Source organism: Salipiger bermudensis, assembly GCF_019801965.1.
GTDB lineage: Bacteria > Pseudomonadota > Alphaproteobacteria > Rhodobacterales > Rhodobacteraceae > Salipiger > Salipiger bermudensis_A.
On sequence record NZ_JAHVIA010000002.1, the window covers coordinates 77,566 to 97,371 of the forward strand.

At 66.9% G+C, this 19,806-nt stretch carries 26 protein-coding genes; 9 read left to right on the plus strand and 17 right to left on the minus strand.

The window, feature by feature from the left end; genetic code table 11:
* The first annotated feature begins 46 nt into the window (after positions 1 to 46).
* On the plus strand, positions 47 to 766 hold the full coding sequence (locus tag KUV62_RS04265) for a metallophosphoesterase family protein (RefSeq protein ID WP_222602450.1): 720 nt from the start codon (positions 47 to 49) through the stop codon (positions 764 to 766).
* Here the strand turns inward: KUV62_RS04265 and KUV62_RS04270 are convergent.
* From KUV62_RS04270 to ffh, 16 genes are all read right to left on the minus strand, one after another.
* On the minus strand, positions 713 to 2,485 hold the full coding sequence (locus KUV62_RS04270) for a SulP family inorganic anion transporter (RefSeq protein WP_222602451.1): 1,773 nt from the start codon (positions 2,483 to 2,485) through the stop codon (positions 713 to 715). The genes KUV62_RS04265 and KUV62_RS04270 overlap by 54 nt on opposite strands.
* Positions 2,486 to 2,678: 193 nt before the next feature.
* Positions 2,679 to 4,352, minus strand: coding sequence for a bifunctional protein tyrosine phosphatase family protein/NAD(P)/FAD-dependent oxidoreductase (locus KUV62_RS04275; RefSeq protein WP_222602452.1), 1,674 nt, complete (start codon positions 4,350 to 4,352; stop codon positions 2,679 to 2,681).
* A gap of 215 nt (positions 4,353 to 4,567) precedes the next feature.
* Positions 4,568 to 4,789, minus strand: a complete 222-nt coding sequence (gene rpmE, locus KUV62_RS04280) for a 50S ribosomal protein L31 (RefSeq protein ID WP_007796595.1) — start codon at positions 4,787 to 4,789, stop codon at positions 4,568 to 4,570.
* Between the two features lie 11 nt (positions 4,790 to 4,800).
* The gene (gene rplS / locus KUV62_RS04285) at positions 4,801 to 5,184 is read right to left on the minus strand and encodes a 50S ribosomal protein L19 (protein ID WP_222602453.1); all 384 of its coding nucleotides are present in this window, start codon (positions 5,182 to 5,184) and stop codon (positions 4,801 to 4,803) included.
* A gap of 232 nt (positions 5,185 to 5,416) precedes the next feature.
* Positions 5,417 to 6,232 carry a tRNA (guanosine(37)-N1)-methyltransferase TrmD gene (trmD, locus tag KUV62_RS04290; RefSeq protein ID WP_222602454.1) on the minus strand — a complete coding sequence of 272 codons (816 nt, stop codon included), beginning with the start codon at positions 6,230 to 6,232 and terminating at the stop codon, positions 5,417 to 5,419.
* 31 nt (positions 6,233 to 6,263) lie between these two features.
* Complete coding sequence (locus KUV62_RS04295; RefSeq protein ID WP_222602455.1) at positions 6,264 to 6,878, minus strand: hypothetical protein; 615 nt, start codon at positions 6,876 to 6,878, stop codon at positions 6,264 to 6,266.
* 98 nt (positions 6,879 to 6,976) lie between these two features.
* On the minus strand, positions 6,977 to 7,789 hold the full coding sequence (locus KUV62_RS04300) for a hypothetical protein (RefSeq protein WP_222602456.1): 813 nt from the start codon (positions 7,787 to 7,789) through the stop codon (positions 6,977 to 6,979).
* On the minus strand, positions 7,786 to 8,292 hold the full coding sequence (gene rimM / locus KUV62_RS04305) for a ribosome maturation factor RimM (protein WP_222602457.1): 507 nt from the start codon (positions 8,290 to 8,292) through the stop codon (positions 7,786 to 7,788). Before rimM ends, KUV62_RS04300 begins: the two co-directional genes overlap by 4 nt.
* Before the next feature lie 75 nt (positions 8,293 to 8,367).
* Entirely contained in the window at positions 8,368 to 9,213 is an 846-nt protein-coding gene (locus tag KUV62_RS04310) for a MipA/OmpV family protein (RefSeq protein ID WP_222602458.1), read from the minus strand.
* Positions 9,214 to 9,343: 130 nt separating this feature from the next.
* Positions 9,344 to 9,718 (minus strand): 30S ribosomal protein S16, encoded by a 375-nt coding sequence (gene rpsP, locus KUV62_RS04315; protein ID WP_222602459.1) that lies wholly within the window; start codon positions 9,716 to 9,718, stop codon positions 9,344 to 9,346.
* 50 nt (positions 9,719 to 9,768) lie between these two features.
* Positions 9,769 to 10,074 (minus strand): chorismate mutase, encoded by a 306-nt coding sequence (locus KUV62_RS04320; protein WP_222602460.1) that lies wholly within the window; start codon positions 10,072 to 10,074, stop codon positions 9,769 to 9,771.
* Positions 10,067 to 10,672 (minus strand): GNAT family N-acetyltransferase, encoded by a 606-nt coding sequence (locus tag KUV62_RS04325; RefSeq protein ID WP_222602461.1) that lies wholly within the window; start codon positions 10,670 to 10,672, stop codon positions 10,067 to 10,069. Before KUV62_RS04325 ends, KUV62_RS04320 begins: the two co-directional genes overlap by 8 nt.
* Positions 10,672 to 11,190: a GNAT family N-acetyltransferase gene (locus KUV62_RS04330; protein WP_222602462.1), complete on the minus strand. Its 519-nt coding sequence runs from the start codon at positions 11,188 to 11,190 to the stop codon at positions 10,672 to 10,674. The genes KUV62_RS04325 and KUV62_RS04330 overlap by 1 nt, the downstream gene beginning before the upstream one ends.
* Complete coding sequence (locus KUV62_RS04335) at positions 11,187 to 11,717, minus strand: GNAT family N-acetyltransferase (RefSeq protein ID WP_222602463.1); 531 nt, start codon at positions 11,715 to 11,717, stop codon at positions 11,187 to 11,189. Before KUV62_RS04335 ends, KUV62_RS04330 begins: the two co-directional genes overlap by 4 nt.
* On the minus strand, positions 11,714 to 12,247 hold the full coding sequence (locus KUV62_RS04340; RefSeq protein ID WP_222602464.1) for a GNAT family N-acetyltransferase: 534 nt from the start codon (positions 12,245 to 12,247) through the stop codon (positions 11,714 to 11,716). Before KUV62_RS04340 ends, KUV62_RS04335 begins: the two co-directional genes overlap by 4 nt.
* Before the next feature lie 4 nt (positions 12,248 to 12,251).
* Entirely contained in the window at positions 12,252 to 13,760 is a 1,509-nt protein-coding gene (gene ffh, locus KUV62_RS04345; RefSeq protein ID WP_222602465.1) for a signal recognition particle protein, read from the minus strand.
* Between the two features lie 468 nt (positions 13,761 to 14,228).
* Here ffh and KUV62_RS04350 point away from each other — a divergent pair, with 468 nt between their 5' ends.
* From KUV62_RS04350 to KUV62_RS04360, 3 genes are all read left to right on the plus strand, one after another.
* On the plus strand, positions 14,229 to 14,477 hold the full coding sequence (locus KUV62_RS04350) for a hypothetical protein (RefSeq protein WP_222602466.1): 249 nt from the start codon (positions 14,229 to 14,231) through the stop codon (positions 14,475 to 14,477).
* A 206-nt stretch (positions 14,478 to 14,683) separates the two neighbouring features.
* Positions 14,684 to 15,565, plus strand: coding sequence for a LysR family transcriptional regulator (locus tag KUV62_RS04355; protein ID WP_222602467.1), 882 nt, complete (start codon positions 14,684 to 14,686; stop codon positions 15,563 to 15,565).
* A gap of 26 nt (positions 15,566 to 15,591) precedes the next feature.
* Entirely contained in the window at positions 15,592 to 16,440 is an 849-nt protein-coding gene (locus KUV62_RS04360) for a DMT family transporter (protein WP_222602954.1), read from the plus strand.
* Between the two features lie 9 nt (positions 16,441 to 16,449).
* Here the strand turns inward: KUV62_RS04360 and KUV62_RS04365 are convergent, their stop codons facing one another.
* The gene (locus tag KUV62_RS04365) at positions 16,450 to 16,785 is read right to left on the minus strand and encodes an ArsR/SmtB family transcription factor (RefSeq protein ID WP_222602468.1); all 336 of its coding nucleotides are present in this window, start codon (positions 16,783 to 16,785) and stop codon (positions 16,450 to 16,452) included.
* A gap of 249 nt (positions 16,786 to 17,034) precedes the next feature.
* Between KUV62_RS04365 and KUV62_RS04370 the strand changes: the two genes are divergently transcribed.
* The 5 genes from KUV62_RS04370 to KUV62_RS04390 all read left to right on the plus strand — a co-directional run bounded on the left by KUV62_RS04370 (position 17,035) and on the right by KUV62_RS04390 (position 19,677).
* Positions 17,035 to 17,382, plus strand: a complete 348-nt coding sequence (locus KUV62_RS04370) for an AtpZ/AtpI family protein (RefSeq protein WP_207076245.1) — start codon at positions 17,035 to 17,037, stop codon at positions 17,380 to 17,382.
* Positions 17,372 to 18,166 carry a F0F1 ATP synthase subunit A gene (locus KUV62_RS04375; protein ID WP_261395309.1) on the plus strand — a complete coding sequence of 265 codons (795 nt, stop codon included), beginning with the start codon at positions 17,372 to 17,374 and terminating at the stop codon, positions 18,164 to 18,166. The genes KUV62_RS04370 and KUV62_RS04375 overlap by 11 nt, the downstream gene beginning before the upstream one ends.
* Before the next feature lie 80 nt (positions 18,167 to 18,246).
* Positions 18,247 to 18,471 (plus strand): F0F1 ATP synthase subunit C, encoded by a 225-nt coding sequence (locus tag KUV62_RS04380; RefSeq protein ID WP_007796655.1) that lies wholly within the window; start codon positions 18,247 to 18,249, stop codon positions 18,469 to 18,471.
* An 86-nt stretch (positions 18,472 to 18,557) separates the two neighbouring features.
* Complete coding sequence (locus tag KUV62_RS04385; protein WP_222602469.1) at positions 18,558 to 19,109, plus strand: F0F1 ATP synthase subunit B'; 552 nt, start codon at positions 18,558 to 18,560, stop codon at positions 19,107 to 19,109.
* Between the two features lie 4 nt (positions 19,110 to 19,113).
* Positions 19,114 to 19,677 carry a F0F1 ATP synthase subunit B gene (locus tag KUV62_RS04390; protein ID WP_222602470.1) on the plus strand — a complete coding sequence of 188 codons (564 nt, stop codon included), beginning with the start codon at positions 19,114 to 19,116 and terminating at the stop codon, positions 19,675 to 19,677.
* The last annotated feature ends 129 nt before the right edge of the window (positions 19,678 to 19,806 follow it).

The window sequence follows — 19,806 nt, forward strand, 5'->3', positions numbered from 1 at the left end:
GCTGCAGCAGGCGGCATCTAGGATAGGGAAGCAAAGGACGAGTATCATGCACCCCATCTTCGCGATCGGCGACATTCACGGCCAGATCGACGAGCTTATCAAGGCCCTCGAATTCACCCTCAATGACGAAGCGGCGGGTCAGCCGATCGTGTTTCTCGGCGATTTCGTGGATCGTGGTCCCGATAGCCGCGGGGTCATCGATTTCCTGATGGAAGGGCAGGCCCAGGGGCAACCCTGGACCTGCATCATGGGCAATCACGACCGCTTCCTGCTGCGTTACCTTGAAGACCCGACCTACCAGGATCCGCAGGTCAGCCGGCCGCTGCTCTACACCGATCCGCCGATCGGCGGTGACAAGACCCTGGCCTCCTACGGCGTCGACATGGACCCGCGCCGCAGCGCCGAGGCGATCCACGCCGACGCGCGCGAAGCGGTGCCGCAGGCGCATCGCGACTGGATCGCCGCGCTGCCGCGCCTGCACGAAACCGAGGAACAGATCTTCGTCCATGCCGGGCTGCGCCCTGGCGTGGCGCTCGAGGACCAGGTCGAGGATGACCTGCTGTGGATTCGCAAGGGCTTCCTCGAGCATTCCGGGGATTACGGCCGGCTGGTGGTGCACGGGCATACGGCGCTCGATCTGCCGCATCTCTACCCGAACCGGCTCAACATGGATGGCGGCGCGGGCTACGGGCGCCCGCTCTACCCGGCTGTGCTACTGGGCCGCGACGCCTTCCTCCTCGGACCCTTTGGCCGCTCCCGGCTTTAGGGCGCACCACGCGTCATACTGCGACAGGAACACCCGGCCGGAGAGATCCTGCAGGAAGTGCGAGCGTTGCAGGCGGTCCATCACCGGGCCCTTCACCTCGGTGAGGTGCAGTTCGATGCCCTGCTCGGCCAGCCGCCGGTTCAGCTCCTCGAGGGTTTCAAGCGCGCTGTGGTCGACCTCGTTGACCGCCGGGCACATGAGCACCACGTGGCTTAGCTTCTCGCAGTCCGCCACACGCTCGAGCACATAATCCTCGAGGAAGCGGGCATTGACGAAGTAGAGGCTCTCGTCGACCCGGAGGGTGAGCACGCCGGGCAGGGTCTCGACCTTGTGGCGCTTCACGTTGCGGAAATGCTGGGTGCCCGGCACCAGCCCGACCTCGGCCACGTGCGGCTTCGAGGTCTTGTAGAGGTGCAGGAAGATCGACAGCAGGACGCCCGTCGAAACGCCGACCTCGACGCCGACCAGCAGGGTCAGCACAATGGTTGCGGTGACGGCGGTGAAATCGACCTTCGAGTAGCCCCAGGTCTTCTTGAGGATCGAGAAATCGACGAGGCTCAAAACGGCGACGATGATCGTCGCGGCGAGCGTCGCCTTGGGCAGGAAGTACAGCAGCGGGGTCAGCACCAGCGTCGCGATGCCGATGCCGATGGCGGTGTAGGCGCCTGCGGCGGGGGTCTCGGCGCCGGCGTCGAAATTCACCACCGAGCGCGAAAAGCCGCCGGTGACCGGGAAGCCGCCGGAGATCGCCGAGGCGATGTTGGAGGTGCCGAGACCGATCAGTTCCTGGTCGGGGTCGATGCGCTGGCGGCGCTTGGCGGCGAGGGTCTGGGCGACCGAGACCGACTCGACGAAGCCGATGATCGAGATCAGCACCGCCGGCAGCAGCAGCGTCTGCCACATCGACAGGTCGAAGGATGGCGCCGAGAGCGGCGGCAGGCCGGTCGGCACCTCGCCCACCAGCTTCACGCCGTGATCGCCGAGGCCGAGGGCCCAGGCCGCCAGCGTGGTGACGACCACCGCCGCCACCGGGCCGGCCTTGGCGAAGATGTCGGCCAGGCGCGGTCCGAGCCCAGCCTTGCGCAGGAGCGGCTTCAGCCCCTTGCGGACCCAGAACAGGAAGGCCGTCGCCGAGACGCCGATCACCAGCGTGATCAGGTTGGTCTCGCCGATATGCGCGCCGATCGAGATCACCAGCTCGACCAGCGTGTGCCCGCCCGCATCGATGCCGAAGATATGCTTGAGCTGCGAAGCGGCGATCAGCACGCCCGACGCGGTGATGAAGCCGGCGATCACCGGGTGCGACAGGAAGTTGGCAAGAAATCCCAGCTTCAGCACGCCCAGCAGCGTCAGGAACACGCCCGAGATGAAGGCCAGCGTGATCGCGGCGAGCGCGATGTCGCCGGGGCTGGAGAGCCCGAGCTGGCCGATCGCCGCCGCGGTCATCAGCGAGACAACCGCCACCGGGCCCACCGCCAGCGCCCGGGAGGTGCCGAAGATGGCGTAGGCCACCAGCGGCAGGATCGAGGCGTAGAGCCCCATCTCGGCGGGCAGGCCCGCGAGCAGCGCGTAGGCCAGAGATTGCGGGATCAGCATGATCGTCACGATCACCGCCGCCACCAGGTCAGAGGTCGCGGTGTCGCGGTTGTAGACCCGCGCCCAGGTCAGGATTGGGAGATAGCGGAAGAGCGTCTCGCGGGTGGGTCTGGGCACGGTCATGGAGATGGTCCTGCGGATCGGTGGCAGAAGGGGCGGCTGGGGAGAGTCGCCGAGTTGCCGCTACATATATTCAAAACATAGAATTTGTGAAGGGGGGAAATGGAATATCGGTGTCCCCCTCCCTCGATAGGAGGGAAGCCGGCCCCGGATCAAGCCCGGAGCCGGAAGGATGTTCTGGCGCCGCCTGCGCGGCTCAGCCGGCGGTGACCTTCTCGGGCTTGGCCATCCATTCCTTCCCGCGCAGCATCGCCTTCCAGTAGACCGGCGGCAGGATCTGCTCCTTCAGCAGCCAGGCGGCGCGGGTCGGCTTGGTGCCGTCGAGCAGCCACTTGGGGAAGCTCGGCAGCAGCGCACCGCCATAGCCGAACTCGGCCAGCACGATCTTGCCGCGCTCGACGGTAAGCGGGCAGGAGCCGTAGCCATTGTAGACCGCGTGCGGCGACAGCCCGTCGATATCGGCGGCGACGTTCTCGGCCACGATCGGCGCCTGCATCCGGGCGGCGGCGGCGGTCTTGGCGTTGGGTGCGTTCATCACGTCGCCGAGGCTCCAGACATTGTCGAAGCTCTTGTGGCGCAGCGTGCTCTGGTCGACATCGACCCAGCCCGCCGCATCCGCCAGCGGCGAGACGCGGATGAAGTCGGGCGCGGTCTGCGGCGGGCAGACATGCATCATGTCGAACTCGACCTCGACCGTGGTCGGCTCGGTGTCGGGTGCGTTGACCGCGAAGGTGGCTTTCTTCGCCGGGCCGTCCACCGCCACGAGGTTGTGGAAGAAATTGAGCGTGGCGTCGTAGCGCTTCACGTAGTCCATTAGAGCGGGGACGTAATCCTTCACCCCGAAGAGCACACCGCCGGCATTCATGAACTGGATGTCGATGCGCGGCAGGATGCCGGTGCGGTGCCAGTGATCGCCCGAGAGATACATCGCCTTCTGCGGCGCGCCGGCGCATTTGATCGGCATCGGCGGCTGGGTGAACAGCGCCTTGCCGCCCTTCAGCCCCTTCACCAACTCCCAGGTGTAGGGCGCCAGATCGTAGCGGTAGTTGGAGGTGACGCCGTTCTTGCCCAGCGTCTCGACCAGCCCGTCGACCTTGGCCCAGTCGAGCTTGAGCCCCGGGCAGACGATCAGGCGCTGGTATTTCACCACCCGGCAGCCATCGAGGATCACCGCGTTGTTCTGCGGCTCGAAGGCGGCGACGGCGGATTTGATCCAGTGCACGCCCTTGGGGATCAGGCTGCCCATGGTACGGGCGGTGGTCTCGGGCTCGAAGATGCCGCCGCCGACCATGGTCCAGCCGGGCTGGTAGTAATGCACGTCGGCCGGATCGAGCAGGGCGATCTCGAGATCGGGCTTGCGCGCCTTTAGGCTGGCCGAGACGGCGATGCCCGCCGCACCACCGCCTACGACCACCACGTCGAAACTGGCATCGCCGGTGTCGGTGGGGGTCTTGCCGCCGTTGACGATGCGCCGGACCACGCCGGCCATGTCGTAGCCCGCCTGCTTGGTGGCCATCAGGATGCGCGCCGGCGCCATCTGGTCGGCCTGGCTCAGCGACCACAGGGTCGCCGAGCGGGTGCCGGTGCGGCAATAGGCGAAGACCGGGCCGGGCAGCTCGCGCATGGCGCGGCCAAAGGCGTCGGCGTCGGCATCCTGAACCTTGCCGGCGATCACCGGCAGGTAGCGCGCCTCGAGACCGACCGCTTTCGCCGCCGCGTCGATCTCTTCAAAGCCCGGCTGATCGGCGCCCTCGCCATCGGGGCGGTTGCAGATGATCGAGCGGTAGCCGGCTGCCGCGATCTCGGACAGGTCGGCCGGAGCGATCTGCGGCGAGACCGTGAGGTCTTCGTTGATTTTGCGGAATTCCAAGGCGCGTCTCCTCCAGCACAGGAATCATGGGCAGGGTGTCTATACATTCATTGTAATGAATTTGTCCTGCGTTGTCGCGTCGCATGGTTGCCATTGGTGCAAGGCCCGCCATTTCGTGCCGATCCGTCGGGCTTCGGCGCATGGGAGGGGGGGGGCGCTGAAACGAAAAACGCCGCCCCGAGGGGCGGCGCTTCGCGATACCGAAAGGCGTTGGCTCAGAAGCCGAGGCCTTCGTATTTCTTCTTGAACTTCGACACGCGGCCGCCGGTGTCCATCAGGCGCGAGGTGCCGCCGTTCCAGGCCGGGTGCACGGTCGGGTCAACGTCGAGCGACAGGGTGTCGCCTTCTTTGCCCCAGGTGGTGCGGGTCTGGTAGATGGTGCCGTCGGTCATCTTGACGTCGATGACGTGGTACTCGGGGTGGATGCCCTTTTTCATGACGTCGCTCCTTATGCGTCGGCGCCGGCGAGCGGCTTGTAGTTGGTGTCTTCCGCGATACGGGCGGATTTGCCGCGACGCGAGCGGAGGTAGTAGAGCTTGGCGCGACGGACGCGGCCGCGGCGCACGACGGTGATCGAGTCGATGTTGGTCGAGTACAGCGGGAACACACGCTCCACGCCTTCACCGAAGGAAATCTTGCGAACGGTGAACGAACCCGCGATGCCCGCGCCGTTCTTGCGGCTGATGCAGACGCCTTCGTAGTTCTGCACACGGGTACGGGTGCCTTCGGTCACCTTGTAGCCGACGCGCACGGTGTCGCCGGGCTTGAAGTCGGGGATGTCTTTCCCCAGGGCGGCAATCTGTTCCGCCTCGAGCTGTGCGATCAGATCCATCTGACCTTCTCCTTTTTCATCACGGTTTTCCCGCGGGTGATGTCCTTGACAGAGCTGTGCAGGCACAGATGCGTCGGCTGTTCTTTGTTTTGTGGCGGCGGCCCGCGATCGGCCCGTCCACCAATATCCAACGGCCCCGAGTCGCCCCGAAGCCGTGAATGCGCCCTGTTAAGCCGCCTCGGCCCGCAAATCAAGGGGTTTCGGCGGGGGCGGGGCAGGCGCGGGGCCGGGCTCAGCGCTTGGGCTTGGGGGCCTCGGCCAGCGCCCGCTCATGCGCTTCCCAGAGATCCGGGCGGCGGGCACGGGTGATCTCTTCGGATTGCTGGCGGCGCCATTTCTCGATCTCGCCGTGATGGCCCGAGAGCAGCACCGGCGGGATCTCGTGGCCCTGCCATTCGGCGGGGCGGGTGTATTGCGGATGCTCGAGCAGCCCGTGCGAGAAGCTCTCCTCCTCGATCGAGTCGGCATTGCCGAGCACGCCCGGCAGCAACCGAACGGTGGTGTCGAGCATGGCCTGCGCGGCGATCTCGCCGCCGGTCAGAACGTAGTCCCCGAGCGAGACCTCCATGACGCCGTAATGATCCAGCACCCGCTGGTCGAGCCCCTCGAACCGCCCGCAGATCAGCGTGACGCCGGGGGCCTGCGCCAAGCGGCGCGCCATCGGCTGGTCGAAGCGGCGTCCCCGCGGGGACAGGTAGATGATCGGCGCGGCGTTGGAGATCTTGCGGCGCGCGGTTTCCAACGCCCGGCCCATCACGTCGGGGCGCAGCACCATGCCGGCGCCGCCGCCGGCGGGGGTGTCGTCGACATTGCGGTGCTTGCCTTCGCCGAAATCGCGCAGGTTCACCGGGTCGATCTGCCAGAGCCCGTCCTGCAGCGCCTTGCCGGTCAGCGACAGGCCGAGCACGCCGGGGAAGGCCTCGGGGAAAAGGGTGATGATCTGCGCCGTCCAGGCGCGGGCCAGCGCCGGGCGGTCGGTCATCAGCTCGCGCGGCTTGAGGCTCGGGCGGATGGTCTTGCGACCGTGGGATTTGGGTGACTGGCTCATGCGCCTCCTGTAGCCGCAAGGGCAGGGCGGCTCAAGCGGTGCCGCGCGCCTCGCGGCTCGCCGGGCGCGCGCGCTCGAAGCGCTGCCGCCGGGCGTCGATCTCGAGGATCCGGTCGCGGATCTCGAGCACGGTGTCGGGCTTGCGGAAGTTCTGCGCCAGTTCGCCGGCCCGGCGCGGCGGCGCGGCGATCAGCTGCCTGAGCAGCCAGAGCGCGCGCAGCTGGGTGTCGTCGAGCGCCGCGACGCTATCGGCCCGCCAGATCTGCAGCACGCGCGACAGCACCCGGCAGAGCGCGTCGGTCGCGGTCTCGGGGCCTGTGGCAGCGGCGCTGTCGCGCCGCGCGGGCGCGCCCAGAAGCAACGCCGCGAGATCCTCACGTAGCCTGCCCGGGTCGGGCAGATCGCGCTGGAGGCGACGGCGGGCGGCACGGGTGAGCAGGGCAGGGTTGCGGCGCTCCGGGGCACGGCGGGCGTGGTGCGAGAGTAGGGCGGCGACGATCGTGAGCGCGGTCGCCGCGGCAATGCCGGTCACCGCGGCGGCGTGGCCGGTCCGGAACGGGCCAAGCCAGTGCGGAAGGATGAGGATGACGAGCGCCGGGGCGGCGACGGCACCAGACCAGACCACACGTTGAACTGCCGGCACCAAAAGCGCGCCCTCCTCCCGAGACAACGGTCTCAGATTGGCACGAATTTCTTCAATTGCCAGAGAGATCGGGTTCTGGCGCCGGGTTGTTTCCCGGGGCTCTACGATGGACCTGTTTCGGTTCCTCTGTTTGCGATCTTGCGCAGGATTTTCTTCGCGTCGCGCAGATCCTCGTCGTCCAGCCCGCTGCGATTCAGGGCGAGGAAGACCTCGTCGAGACCGGCGACGGGCTGCGCGTTGACCGGGGGGAGCAGCGTGAGCCGGGCGCGGATCCCTGGATCGAGAGCAACCAGATCGAGCAGCGGCGCCAGCGGCCCCTCGCGGCGCGTGCGGCTCTGCTCGAGCGGTTCCGACAGGACGCGGGCCGGGGCCACCTGCCGCGCCACCGCCTCGACGGTCTGCGACAGCGGGGCGGCAAGCTCCGGGCGCGCGGCGTAGAGGTCGAGATCGTCGATGATCCGGGTCGAGCGCAGGTTCTGCCACCAGGTCGAGTGCAGCCAGCTGTCCTGCTCGCGCGTCGAGAAGAAGAAGCTCAGCTCGAGCGCTTCGCCGAAGCGGTGGCGGGCATTCTCGGCGATCACCGACATGATCCGCGGCGCGGCGTGATAGCCCGGATGGCGCCGCCGGCCCGGCAGGTGACCCGACAGATCCTCGGAGGAGATCAGCAACGGCCGCGGATCCTGGCGATCGATGCGGCGAAAGAAGCGCAGGGCGTAGCGCCCGACGGCGTTGAGCGGCTCCTGTTCCTCGGGCGCGGCGCAATGCGCCCGCGTGGCCTCTGTCAGAGCTTCGAGGTCTTCCTTGAGATACACCCGCAGATGCGGCTCAAGCAGGCCGCGATTGGCGCGCAGCGTGCTCTGGACGCTGCTGGTTCCTGTCTTGTGAAAGCCTGCATGGATGACCACGCGGGTCATTCGAGCAGGCCCTCCGGCGGATCGGCGACGATGCGGCCCGAGGCCAGATCGACCGTCGGCACCGCGGCCTGCGTGAAGGGCAGCAGAACGGTCTTGGACTGGCCGGGGATCGTCAGCTCGAGCAGGTCGGCGGCACCGTGATTGAGCACCGCTTTGACCTTGCCGAGCTCGGCGCCGCCGGTGTCGTAGACCGCGAGGCCGATCAGGTCGGTGTGGTAAAACTCGTCATCGGGCAGGGCGGGCAGCCGGTCGCGCGGGGCGTAGAGCCCGGTGCCGCGCAGGGCGTCGGCCTCTTCCTTGCTGCGCACGCCGGAGAGCCGCGCCGCGAAGCCGCCCTTCACCGGGCGGGTGATCTGCACCTCGAAGCTGCGGCTGCCATCCTCGGTGGTCAGCGGGGCATACTCGGCCAGCGCCTCGGGCTCGGCGGTGAAGCTCTTCAGCCGCACCTCGCCATGCACCCCGAAGGCGCCTGCAATCGTTCCGACACAGATGGTTTCGCTCACGTCGGCCTCGCTCATGCCTGAAATACCGCGCTACTGGATAGACCAGAGCCGCGGCGCTTGGCAATCGACGCGGGATCAGAAGTTGAGACGGATCACGCGGATGACGCCGAAGCGGACGCTCCACTGGTCCTTCGCACCCTCGTCGACGATCGGGCTGTCGGCGGCATCGTTGAGCAGCGAGCGATAGGTCACGCCGCCCTCGAGGCCCCAGTCGCGGTTGAGCTGGTAGCGTGCCACGAACTCGGCGCCGGCGCCGAGCAGGCCGCCATCGGCATCGAAGGCCGCGCGGTCGGCGGTGGCTTCGGAGGCGGAGACGCCGAAATAGGTGTCGGCGACCTCGTCATTGCCCCAGTAGAGCCGCGGGCCCATGCTCAGGCGCCACGCGCTGGTGGGGCGGGTGATGAAATCGAACCCGGCCTCGCCGACCCAGCCCTCGTGGCCGCCAAAGCCGCGGCGCACGTCGGCATAGGTGCGATAGTTCTCGGTGGTGTAGCCGACGCCGATGCCGAGCTCGACCGTCGCGTCGATGTCATCCATGCCGCGCAGCTCGTCATATTCCGAGGAGTCGCGCTTGCCGATGTAATCGAAGGAGCCATGCACATCGACGCCGCGGAAATCGTTCCACGCATCGGCGTCGCCGAAATCGAGCCCGTCCGACAGCCGCAGGCTGTGGAAGCGGAAGCCGAGATCCGGCACCACGGCATATTCGTCGGAGCCGAGATATTTCGGCGCCATGCCGACGCCGCCGCGCAGGGAGAAGACGAAGCCGCGCGGGCGGGCGCCCTGACTCGACAGCGTCGCGGTCGAGGCGGCGTAGTCGGACGGCGCGTTTAGGATCGATTTCACATCCTGCGCGCTGGCCACGGCGGGGGCGGCAAGCAGGGCGAACGCAAGGGCGGCGGCTTTGCGAAGGGATGTCATCGGGCGGCTCCTGACTGGGGCGATGCGACTCGTAGTCTAGCGCCTTTGGCACCGTTTCCCACTGTCATGGAACAAAAAAGGCGCAGCGGGGCAAACCCGCTGCGCCTGTGTTGCCGAAAGGCAGCCGAAATTACTCGGCGGCGGCCTCTTCGGACGCTTCTGCAGCTTCGGCGGCCTTGGCGGCCTTGGCTTCGGCGCGCTCCTGAGCAGCCTTGCCCGGCTTCGCCTTGTTCGGGTTGTTGCGGGCTTTCTTCTCGGCGATGCCGGCGTTCTCGAGGAAGCGCGCGATGCGGTCGGTGGGCTGGGCGCCCTGGCCGAGCCAGTACTGCACGCGCTCGAGATCCATCACCACGCGGCGCTCGTCGTCCTTGGCGAGCAGCGGGTTGTAGGTGCCGAGCTTCTCGATGAAGCGGCCGTCACGCGGCATGCGCGAGTCGGATGCGACGATGGCGTAGTGGGGGCGCTTCTTGGAACCGCCGCGGGCGAGACGAATCTTGATGGCCATTTCAGTTTCTCCTTATCGAATGGCGTTGGGTCGTGCCGGTTGAGCCGGCCTTACGATTGGTGTTGTTCGTGGTGCTTGATGACTTCCTGAATCACGAAATTCAGGAACTTCTTGGCGAAGTCGGGGTCGAGATCCGCCTTCTCCGCCAGATCCTGGAGCCGCGCGATCTGCTTTTCCTCTCGCGCGGGGTCGGAAGGGGGGAGGTCGTGATGCGCCTTGAGGACGCCCACGGCCTGGGTGTGCTTGAACCGCTCGGCCAGCGTGAAGACGAGGATCGCGTCGAGCCGGTCGATGCTTTCGCGGTGTTCCTTGAGCAGCGCCGCGGCGCGTGCCACCGGATCTTGGGTCTCAGTCAATGGCCCAGCCTTTCGGTTTGAACAGGGGATCCTGGAAATTCGCGATTTCCATGTCGATGCCGTGGGCGAGCTGCGTGCCACGCAGCGCCGCCGGGGCGGGATGACGATAGACCGCGTCGGAGCCGTCGATCGAGGGCGCCTCGGCGTCCTTCTTGGCGCCGAGCCGTTCCGCAAGGCGGATCGAATCGAGGTTCTTCGGGTCGATATAGCTGACCGCGGTCTCCCAGCCCTTCTCGTCGTAGAAGTGCGCGCGGACGCGGTGGGTGGCCTCGAGGGCAAAACCCTTGCCGGCCTTGTCGGGCCAGATGATCCAGGCGATCTCGCGCTCCGGCCACTTCGCCGGGTACCAGCCGCCGGCCATGCCGACGGTCTCGCCGGTGTCGCGCAGGTGGACCATCCACATGCCGTAGCCGCGGATCTCCCAATGGCCGATCTCGGCGGCGTAGAGCATCCATGCCTCGTAGGCATTGAGCGGACCGCCCATGAAGCGCGAGCGATACGAGGCGAAGGTCGCCTTGAAATCCGGGTAGTCCTGCGGCTCGGGGGCGCGCAGCACGAGGCGGGCGGTTTCGAGCACGGGAATATCATGATGCGCCATCACACGCCCTCCCGCTGCTCGGGGTGGCGGTAGACGTGGCAGGTCTGCCCGAAGAGCGTGTCTTCGCCCTCGAAATGCGCGCCGAGGCGCAGCGCCAGCGCCCGCGAGCGATCGTTGGTCGGGTCGATCATGCTGATCAGGCGGGTCAGGCCGAAGTGGCGCGCGGCAGCGGCGCGCGCAGCCTCGACGGCCTCGTGGGCATAGCCCTTGCCCTCGTAGGCGGCGAAGATGCCGTAGGCGAGCTCCGGCTCGGGCCACTCGATGTGGTGCAGCACGCCGGCATGGCCGATCATCTCGCCGCTGTCGCGCACGGTGATGTGCCACAGGCCGTAGCCGCGCAGCTGCCATTGCCCGGCGCTGCGCAGCAGCATCCGCCAGACCTCGCCGCGGTCATACGGGCCGCCGACATATTTCGAGCGCTCCTCGGCGAAGAAGCCGCAGAGCGGATCGAGATCCTCGAGACGCGGGGCGCGCAGCACGAGGCGGTCGGTTTCGATCACGGGCACCTCGACGCTCATCCCAGCACCTCCTCGGGTCCGGGATGGCGATAGAGCATGTCCTCGCCCATGTTGTAGTTCACGTAGGTGCGCTCGTAGGTGGCGCCCATGCGCTCGGCCAGCGCCACCGAGCGGGCATTTCCCGGCACGATGTTGGAGGTCAGCGTGGTCAGGCCGAGATCCTCGTAGGCATAGCGGCGCACGCGCTCGGCGGCCTCGCGGGCAATGCCGCGGCCCTCGAAGCCCTCGAAGACGACCCAGCCGATTTCCGGCTCGGGCCAGCCCTCGGGATTCCAGATGCCGGAGATGCCGGCCGGCGTGCCGGTCTCTTTCATCTCGATGGTGAAGTAGCCGTAACCGCGCAGCTGCCAATGGCCGATGTTGAGCGCGAACCAGCGCCACGCGTCGCCGCGATGCTCGTAGCCGCCGAAGCCGTCGGCGCGCTCGCGGTCGAGCAGGAAGGCGATCATCGGCTCGGCATCGGTTGCTTCCGGGCCGCGCAGGATCAGGCGCTCGGTCTCAAGGCGGGGGGCGTTGGGCACGATCATGCGTAGGCCTCCGGGCTGCCATCCGCATCGGCGCGGTGGCGGTAGACCACGGTCTCCGCCGGGGTTTCGCCCTCGGGCAGAGGTGCGCCTGCGTCCTGCGTTGCGCCAAGGCGCTCGGCCAGCGCGATGGAACGGTGGTTGCCGGGGGTGATGTAGGAGACCAGCGTCTCGAAGCCGTTCCCCCATGCCCAGTGCAGCGCCGCCTGCGCCGCCTCGGCGGCATAGCCGTTGCCCTCGGCGCCCTCGAGCAGGGTCCAGCCGATCTCGGCCTCGGGGAAATGCGGCGGCTGCGACAGGCCGACCTGCCCGAGGAAGGCGCCGTCCTTCGTCTCGATGCCCCAGTAGCCGAAGCCGCGCAGATCCCACATGCCGACCTCGGACGCCATCCAGCGCCACGCCTCCTTGCGCGGAAGCGGGCCACCCATGAAGCGCGCGCGGTCGGTCTCGAACAGGTCGCAAAGCGCCTCGAGATCGGCCAGCACGTGGCCTCGCAGGGTCAGCCGCGGGGTATGGAGGACGGGGGCGGGCACGGGCTTACTTCTTCTTCCCCATGCCGCTCAGGCCGGGCGGCAGACCGCCGCCACCGCCGAGTCCGGGCAGGCCGCCGGGCATCCGGCCGCCCATCGCCTTGGCCGCCTGTTCCAGCGCCTTCGGGTCCATCTGGCTCGGGTCCATGCCCTCGGGCATCCCGCCCTTGCCGAACATGCCCTTCATGGCCTGTTTCAGCATGCCGCCTTTGCCCATCTTGCCCATCTTCTTCATCATGTCGGACATCTGGCGCTGCATCTTCAGCAGCTTGTTGAGATCCGACACTTCCATGCCGGCGCCCTTGGCGATGCGCTTCTTGCGCGAGGCCTGCAGGAGTTGCGGGTTGGCGCGCTCCTTCTTGGTCATGGAGTTGATCAGCGCGATCTGCTGCTTGAGGATCTTGTCGTCGATCCCCGCGCCGTCCATCTGCTTGGCCATCTTGGCGGCGCCGGGCAGCATCTGCATCATGCCTTCCATGCCGCCCATCTTGATCATCTGCTCGAGCTGCATCTTCAGGTCGTTCATGTTGAACTGACCCTTAGAGAAGCGCTTCATCATGCGCTCGGCCTGCTCGGCCTCGAGCGTCTGCTGCGCCTTCTCGACCAGCGCGACGATGTCGCCCATGCCGAGGATGCGGCCGGCGACGCGGTCGGGCTCGAAGGTTTCGAGCGCGTCCATCTTCTCGCCGAGGCCGACGAACTTGATCGGCTTGCCGGTGACGGCGCGCATCGAGAGCGCCGCACCGCCGCGGCCGTCGCCGTCCATCCGGGTCAGCACCACGCCGGTAATGCCGATTCGCGTGTCGAAGTTCTCGGCGGTGTGCACCGCGTCCTGACCGGTGAGGCCGTCGACCACCAGCAGCGTCTCGCGCGGGTTGGCGACATCGCGAACCGCCTCGACCTGCGCCATCAGCTCCTCGTCGATCGACAGGCGGCCGGCGGTGTCGAGCATGTAGACATCGTAGCCGCCAAGGCCCGCCTGGGTCTTGGCGCGCTTGGCGATCGAGACCGGATCCTCGCCCTTGACGATCGGCAGCGTGTCGACGCCGATCTGGGTGCCGAGGATGGCGAGCTGCTCCATGGCGGCGGGGCGGTTGACGTCGAGCGAGGCCATCAGGACCTTCTTGCCGTCGCGCTCCTTCAGCCGCTTGGCGAGCTTGGCGGTGGTGGTGGTCTTGCCGCCGCCCTGCAGGCCGACCATCAGGATCGGCGCGGGCGGGCTGTCGACGCGCAGGGAGCCGGGCTCGCCTTCGCCGGCCAGCACCGCGATGAGCTCGTCATGGACGATCTTGACGACCTGCTGGCCCGGCGTCACCGACTTGGTGACCGCGGCGCCGGTGGCCTTCTTCTCGACCGCCTTGATGAACTGGCGCGCCACCGGCAGCGAGACGTCGGCCTCGAGCAGGGCAACGCGAACCTCGCGCAGCGCCGTGCGGACATCGTCCTCGGACAGTGCGCCCTGTTTCGTCAGCCGGTCGAAGACGCCGCCAAGGCGCTCTGATAGATTCTCGAACATGGGGCCGCGGGCCTCCCGTCTGTTGTCCTTGTGTCCCCCCGAGATAGGAGTGACGGCGCGATGAGTCATCGGGGCAATGCAGAATGGCCCCCGTGGGCGCAACGCGCTGACGGAGGGCGATCCCGGGCAGACCCCAAGGGACCGGAGGCGCAATTCGGCTTCCGGAGTCGGGTCGCGGATACGGGGCGCGGGGCTTGGAGTCAAGTATTATGGGCTTTGCATGCGCAGCATTAATCCTATTCAAACCGTTGTCGTGGCACACGCTTTGCGCTAGCTGTTGATAAGATCGGATCCGAATGGTGGATGCCTCGCGCGCTCACCGGACGGCGTTGCCGGCAAACTGCGCAAAAATAACACACGTGGCTATTTTACGCGCGGAATGCTGCCGTAACGTGAATTCGGACTGGTTGAATCGGCAAGAAGCCGGTATTGAAGACTTGAGAAACGCTCATTTTGCAAAGGTGTAGCATGAAACTGAAATCCCTCATGACCTCGGCGGCCATCATCAGCATGCTCGCCACTTCCGCAGCATATGCAGCTGGCCCGACCGAAGTTGTCGTCGAAGACGATCCCTTCGTTGTTGCCGAAGCAGCAAGCTCGCTCTCGCCGGCAGCCATCGCGGCCATCGCAGGCGGTGCCGTGCTCGTCGCTCTGATCGCATCCTCGGATGACGACGACGGCAGCTCGTCGACCACCACCACCATCGTGGCCGACTAAGCCAGCGCTTCGGCGATCGCCCGAGGGTGACGCTGTGCGACAAGAAATTCGATGCGCCCGGCCTTGTGCCGGGCGTTTCGTGTTTCAGGCCCCGGGATCGCCGGCTAATTTGCGCCGGTTGGCGCGAAACGCGCCTGAGCCATTGAAATCCTGCACGAATTCCCGGCATATCGGGGCTGTATGTGATCCGACGCACAGGCAGCGACATGACCAATTGGGATGAGATCCGCACCGCTTACCAGGTGGCGCGACTGGGCACCGTCAGCGGCGCGGCCGAAGTTCTCGGAGTTCACCACGCCACGGTGATCCGGCATATCGATGCGCTCGAGGCCCGCATGGGCGTCAAGCTCTTCCAGCGCCACGCCCGCGGCTACACGCCCACCGAGGCCGGACAGGATCTTGCCCGGGTCGCGCAGGCCACCGACGACCAGTTCCAGCAGCTCGCAGGGCGCATCAAGGGGCAGGGCGAAGGGGTCTCGGGCGAGCTTCTGGTGACCTCGCTGATCAATTTCTCGCCGCTGATGGTCGGCGCGCTGCAGTCCTTCCGCGAAGCGCATCCCGAGATCGTCGTGCGCTACCTCACCGGGACGCGCCTGTTTCGGCTCGAATACGGCGAGGCCCACGTGGCGCTGCGCGCCGGCTCGGCGCCGCAGGAGCCCGACAACGTGGTGCAGCCCTTCGCGCGGCAGGCGGTGGCGCTGTTCGGATCGCGCGGCTACGTCGAGCGGCGCGGCAAGCCCGAGGGCGTCGAGGCGCTGCAGAGCCACGATTTCGTCGGCTATGACGACCCCGATTCGCGCGCGCCCTATGCCATCTGGATGAAGAAGAACGTGCCCTTCGAGCGCGTGGTGTTCCGCGCCGAAGACGGCCGGGTGCAGCAGGAGGCGGTGCGCGCCGGGGCCGGGCTCGGCTTCATGGCCGAGCAGGAGGGGCGGGCGGATCCCGACCTGGTGCAGATCCTGCCGGCGCAGGAAGACTGGTCGTCGCCGCTCTGGCTGGTGACCCATGTCGACCTGCACCGCACCCCGAAGGTGCAGGCCTTCCTCAAGCACCTGAAGGATTACGCGACCGAGCGCGACAAGACGTGAGCCCCGCAAGTCAGGGCCACCTCGCGATGCTGGCCTTCTCGGCCCTCGTCGCGGGCTCCTTCGCCATGGGATCGCTGGCGGCGCCGCATATCGCCCCCACCGCGCTCAACGCGGTGCGCTTCGTGCTGGCGGCGCTGATCCTCTCGGCCGTGGCGCTGGCCAGCGGCAAGGTGAGCCGCGCCTCCCTCGAGGCGCCGTGGCGCTACCTCGTGCTCGGCGGTCTGATGATCGCCTATTTCGTGCTGATGTTCGAAGGGCTCAAGACCGCGGCGCCGGTGAGCATGTCGGCGGTCTTCACCCTGACGCCGCTGATGGCGGCGGGCTTCGGCTGGCTGCTGATGCGCCAGCGCATGACCTCCCGCATGGCGCTGGCGCTCGCCGTGGGCGCCGTCGGGGCGCTGTGGGTGATCTTCCGCGGCGATCTCGGCGCGCTGCTGGCCTTTGGCGTTGGGCGCGGCGAGGCCGTCTACTTCGTCGGCTGCGCGGCCCATGCGGTCTATGCGCCAATGGTGCGCAGGCTCAACCGCGGCGAGCCGGCGCTGGTCTTCACCCTCTGGACCAACCTCGCGGGCACCGTGCTCCTGCTGATCTGGGGCTGGCCGGCGCTGATGGCGACCGATTGGGCGGCGCTGCCGCCGATCGTCTGGATCACCATCGCCTATACCGCCATTGCCGCCACCGCCGCCACATTCGTGCTGCTGCAATTCGCGGCGCTGCGACTGCCCTCGGCCAAGGTCATGGCCTATACCTACCTCACGCCGTCCTGGGTCATTCTCTGGACGCTGGCGCTGGGGCAAGGGGTGCCGCCGGCGACGATGCTGGTCGGCGTCGCGCTGACGATCGCGGCGCTGCTGCTGTTGCTGAAGGACGAGTGAGGCTGCGGCTCAGGGCGTGGGGCCCGTTCCCAGCTCCTCTGCCAGGAAGCGTTCGAACGCGTCGAGATTGACCGGTTCGACCAGCCCGAACCCCACCATCCAGACCGAGGCCTCGCGCAGCGCGTCGGGCTCGAGCTTGCACCACTTCACACGGCCGCGCTTCTCCTGGCTGATCAGCCCGGCGGCAGCGAGGATGGCGAGGTGCTTCGACACCGCTGCCAGCGACATCTCGAAGGGCTCGGCCACGTCGGTCACCGCCATGTCATCCTCGAGCAGCATCGCGAGGATGCGGCGACGGGTCGGGTCCGCGAGGGCGGCGAAGACGGCGGAGAGCGTGTCGGTCATGCCGCCATAAGCGATGCCCCCGGGGCCGCCGTCAAGCCGCTCCCGGCCATGCTCAACCGCACAGTTGAATAAGGATTTGGGTCGGCGTTGGCGCTAACCGGGCCGAGGGGATGTGAAGGTGGTGCAGGTCGTGAAACTAAATTTGTTTAATATCAGATGGATGGGTGGCCTTGATCCTCTGTTCACCGGTTCTTGACTCAGGGCGTCCCGCCGCATAGCAACATCGCGGAACTCCTTTGGGGCTGAACAGTGAGCGATCCCGATCCAAAGCAGCAACTCGATGCGCTGGAGGCGAAGATCGCGGCGGCCAAGGCCGCCCGGGAAAGCGACAAGGTTCACCAGGAGGAACACTATTCCCAGGCACAGCTCGCCTGGCGGATGGTCACGGAGATGGTTGCCGGTCTCGGGATCGGCTTTGGCATCGGATACGGGCTCGACGTGCTGTTTGGCACAACCCCGTTCCTCATGGTGCTGTTCACATTGCTGGGGATCGTGGCGGGCATCCGGGTGATGCTGCGCAGCGCAGCCGAAATCCAGCAGGCGCAACTGGCCAAGCAGGCCGGAGAAGACGAGAAGAGGGATCGCAATGGCGACTGAAGCAACGCAGGGTGCTGAGATGGCCGGACATGGTGCGGAGCACGCAGCTGAAACGGGCGGTCTCGTCTTCCACCCGATGGATCAGTTCATCGTCAAGCCGCTGTTCGGCGACGGTGCGGTCGGCATGTTCACCATCACCAACGTCACCCTGTGGATGGCGATCGCGATCCTGGTCATCGTCGCTCTGATGGTGCTTGGCACCTCGCGCCGTGCCGTGGTTCCGTCGCGCAGCCAGTCGGTGGCCGAGCTTGCCTACGGCTTCATCCACAAGATGGTCGAGGACGTGACCGGCAAGGAAGGCCTCGTCTACTTCCCCTACATCATGACCCTGTTCATGTTCATCGTGGTGGCTAACTTCCTCGGCCTGATCCCGATGAGCTTCACCACCACCTCGCATTTCGCGGTGACCGTGGTGCTGGCACTCTGCGTGTTCCTCGGCGTGACCATCCTCGGCTTCGTCAAGAACGGCCCGTCCTTCCTGTCGATGTTCTGGGTGACCTCGGCGCCGCTGGCGCTGCGCCCGGTGCTCGCCATCATCGAGATCATCTCGTACTTCGTGCGCCCGGTGAGCCACTCCATTCGTCTTGCCGGCAACGTCATGGCAGGCCACGCGGTGATCAAGGTCTTCGCAGGCTTCGCCGGCCTCGCCATCATCTCGCCGCTCTCGATCGTCGCCATCACCGCGATCTACGGTCTCGAGGTCATGGTGGCCTTCGTGCAGGCCTACGTCTTCACGATCCTCACCTGCGTCTACCTCAAGGACGCACTGCACCCGCATCACTGACGTAGCGGCGGGGCGCTGTTGCCCCGCTCTACCCCGCAGAACACCCTATCGATCACTTCCACACGTAAGGAGATACCACCATGGAAGGTCAACTCGCACACATCGGCGCAGGTCTCGCAGGTCTCGGCACCGGTCTCGCCGCACTTGGTGTGGGCAACGTCGCAGCGAACTTCCTCGCCGGCGCCCTGCGCAACCCCTCGGCTGCCGCATCGCAGACCGCAACCCTGTTCATCGGCATCGCATTCGCCGAAGCACTGGGCATCTTCTCCTTCCTCGTTGCTCTGCTGCTGATGTTCGCCGTCTAATAGACGGAACGAAAATCCTTACGCGCGGGCGGTCCCGTCCCTGACGGGCCGCCCGATGTAGAGACAACGTTCCGACGGAGGACGACATGGCGACAGACCCCATCGCCGGAGAAATCACCAGCGCCTGCGTGGACAGCCATGGCTCCGCCATCGGCATGCCCCAGCTCTGCGCTGAGTGGATCCCGAACCAGGTCTTCTGGCTTGTCATCACGCTTGTGGTGATCTTCTTCGTGCTGTCGCGCATCGCTCTGCCGCGGATCGCTTCGGTCCTGGCCGAGCGCCAGGGCACGATCACGAATGACATCGCCGCCGCAGAGGAGCTGAAGCGCCAAGCCGCCGACGCCGAAGCGGCGTATGACAAGGCTCTCGCGGATGCCCGTGCCGAGGCTCAGGCCATCGGTCAGCAGACCCGTGAGGACATCAAGGCGAAGCTCGAAGAGGCGACCCGCGAAGCGGACGCCCAGATCGCTGCCAAGACCGCCGAGTCGGAAGCGGCCATCGCCGAGATCCGCGCGTCGGCGCTCGCGAATGTCGAGATCGTCGCTAAGGACACTGCGGAGGCCATCGTGGCCGCTCTCGGTGGCAAGACGGACCAGGCAGCCATCTCGACGGCTGTCGACAACCGGATGAAAGGGTGAGCCGATGCGCAAGCTGATCATCACCAGCGCCATTGGCGCAAGCCTTGCCAGCCCCGCGCTGGCGGCGTCCGGCCCGTTCTTCTCGCTGCGCAACACCGATTTCGTCGTGCTGCTCGGCTTCCTGCTCTTCCTCGCCGTCCTGGCCTACTTCAAGGTCCCGGGCATGCTGGGCAAGCTGCTGGACAAGCGCGCCGACGATATCCGCAACGAGCTCGACGAAGCCCGCGCGCTGCGTGAAGAGGCCCAGACGCTTCTTGCCTCCTACGAGCGCAAGCAGCAGGAGGTCTCGGCACAGGCAGAGCGCATTGTCGAGAACGCCAAGCAAGAGGCCGAGATGGCCGCCGAACAGGCCCGCGCGGACCTCAAGGATGCCATCGCACGCCGTCTCGCCGCCGCCGAAGACCAGATCGCTTCGGCTCAGGCATCGGCCGTGAAGGAAGTGCGCGACCGTGCCGCAGCCGTGGCCGTGGCAGCTGCCCGCGATGTCATCGCGCAGCAGACCAGCGCTGCAGACAAGGACCGGATGATCGACGAGTCGATCGCCGAGGTCGGTGCCAAGCTGCACTGACCCGCAAGGTTCCTGAGATTTCGGAAGAGCCCGGCCATCTGGTCGGGCTTTTCTGCGTCTGGTGGTCGGATTTGCGGCACGTGGAACACGGTCGGGGCTTGCCTTGTCGGGATGCCGTCGGCAAGACTT

Bases quoted from the DNA above. Each gene is read 5' to 3' on its own strand.
- KUV62_RS04265 (WP_222602450.1), top strand. From the start codon at position 47: ATGCACCCCATCTTCGCGATCGGCGACATTCACGGCCAGATCGACGAG.
- KUV62_RS04270 (WP_222602451.1), bottom strand. From the start codon at position 2,485: ATGACCGTGCCCAGACCCACCCGCGAGACGCTCTTCCGCTATCTCCCA.
- rpmE (WP_007796595.1), bottom strand. From the start codon at position 4,789: ATGAAAAAGGGCATCCACCCCGAGTACCACGTCATCGACGTCAAGATG.
- rplS (WP_222602453.1), bottom strand. From the start codon at position 5,184: ATGGATCTGATCGCACAGCTCGAGGCGGAACAGATTGCCGCCCTGGGG.
- trmD (WP_222602454.1), bottom strand. From the start codon at position 6,232: ATGAGCCAGTCACCCAAATCCCACGGTCGCAAGACCATCCGCCCGAGC.
- KUV62_RS04300 (WP_222602456.1), bottom strand. From the start codon at position 7,789: ATGACCCGCGTGGTCATCCATGCAGGCTTTCACAAGACAGGAACCAGC.
- KUV62_RS04310 (WP_222602458.1), bottom strand. From the start codon at position 9,213: ATGACATCCCTTCGCAAAGCCGCCGCCCTTGCGTTCGCCCTGCTTGCC.
- rpsP (WP_222602459.1), bottom strand. From the start codon at position 9,718: ATGGCCATCAAGATTCGTCTCGCCCGCGGCGGTTCCAAGAAGCGCCCC.
- KUV62_RS04325 (WP_222602461.1), bottom strand. From the start codon at position 10,672: ATGGCGCATCATGATATTCCCGTGCTCGAAACCGCCCGCCTCGTGCTG.
- KUV62_RS04330 (WP_222602462.1), bottom strand. From the start codon at position 11,190: ATGAGCGTCGAGGTGCCCGTGATCGAAACCGACCGCCTCGTGCTGCGC.
- KUV62_RS04335 (WP_222602463.1), bottom strand. From the start codon at position 11,717: ATGATCGTGCCCAACGCCCCCCGCCTTGAGACCGAGCGCCTGATCCTG.
- ffh (WP_222602465.1), bottom strand. From the start codon at position 13,760: ATGTTCGAGAATCTATCAGAGCGCCTTGGCGGCGTCTTCGACCGGCTG.
- KUV62_RS04350 (WP_222602466.1), top strand. From the start codon at position 14,229: ATGAAACTGAAATCCCTCATGACCTCGGCGGCCATCATCAGCATGCTC.
- KUV62_RS04355 (WP_222602467.1), top strand. From the start codon at position 14,684: ATGACCAATTGGGATGAGATCCGCACCGCTTACCAGGTGGCGCGACTG.
- KUV62_RS04360 (WP_222602954.1), top strand. From the start codon at position 15,592: ATGCTGGCCTTCTCGGCCCTCGTCGCGGGCTCCTTCGCCATGGGATCG.
- KUV62_RS04365 (WP_222602468.1), bottom strand. From the start codon at position 16,785: ATGACCGACACGCTCTCCGCCGTCTTCGCCGCCCTCGCGGACCCGACC.
- KUV62_RS04375 (WP_261395309.1), top strand. From the start codon at position 17,372: ATGGCGACTGAAGCAACGCAGGGTGCTGAGATGGCCGGACATGGTGCG.
- KUV62_RS04380 (WP_007796655.1), top strand. From the start codon at position 18,247: ATGGAAGGTCAACTCGCACACATCGGCGCAGGTCTCGCAGGTCTCGGC.
- KUV62_RS04385 (WP_222602469.1), top strand. From the start codon at position 18,558: ATGGCGACAGACCCCATCGCCGGAGAAATCACCAGCGCCTGCGTGGAC.
- KUV62_RS04390 (WP_222602470.1), top strand. From the start codon at position 19,114: ATGCGCAAGCTGATCATCACCAGCGCCATTGGCGCAAGCCTTGCCAGC.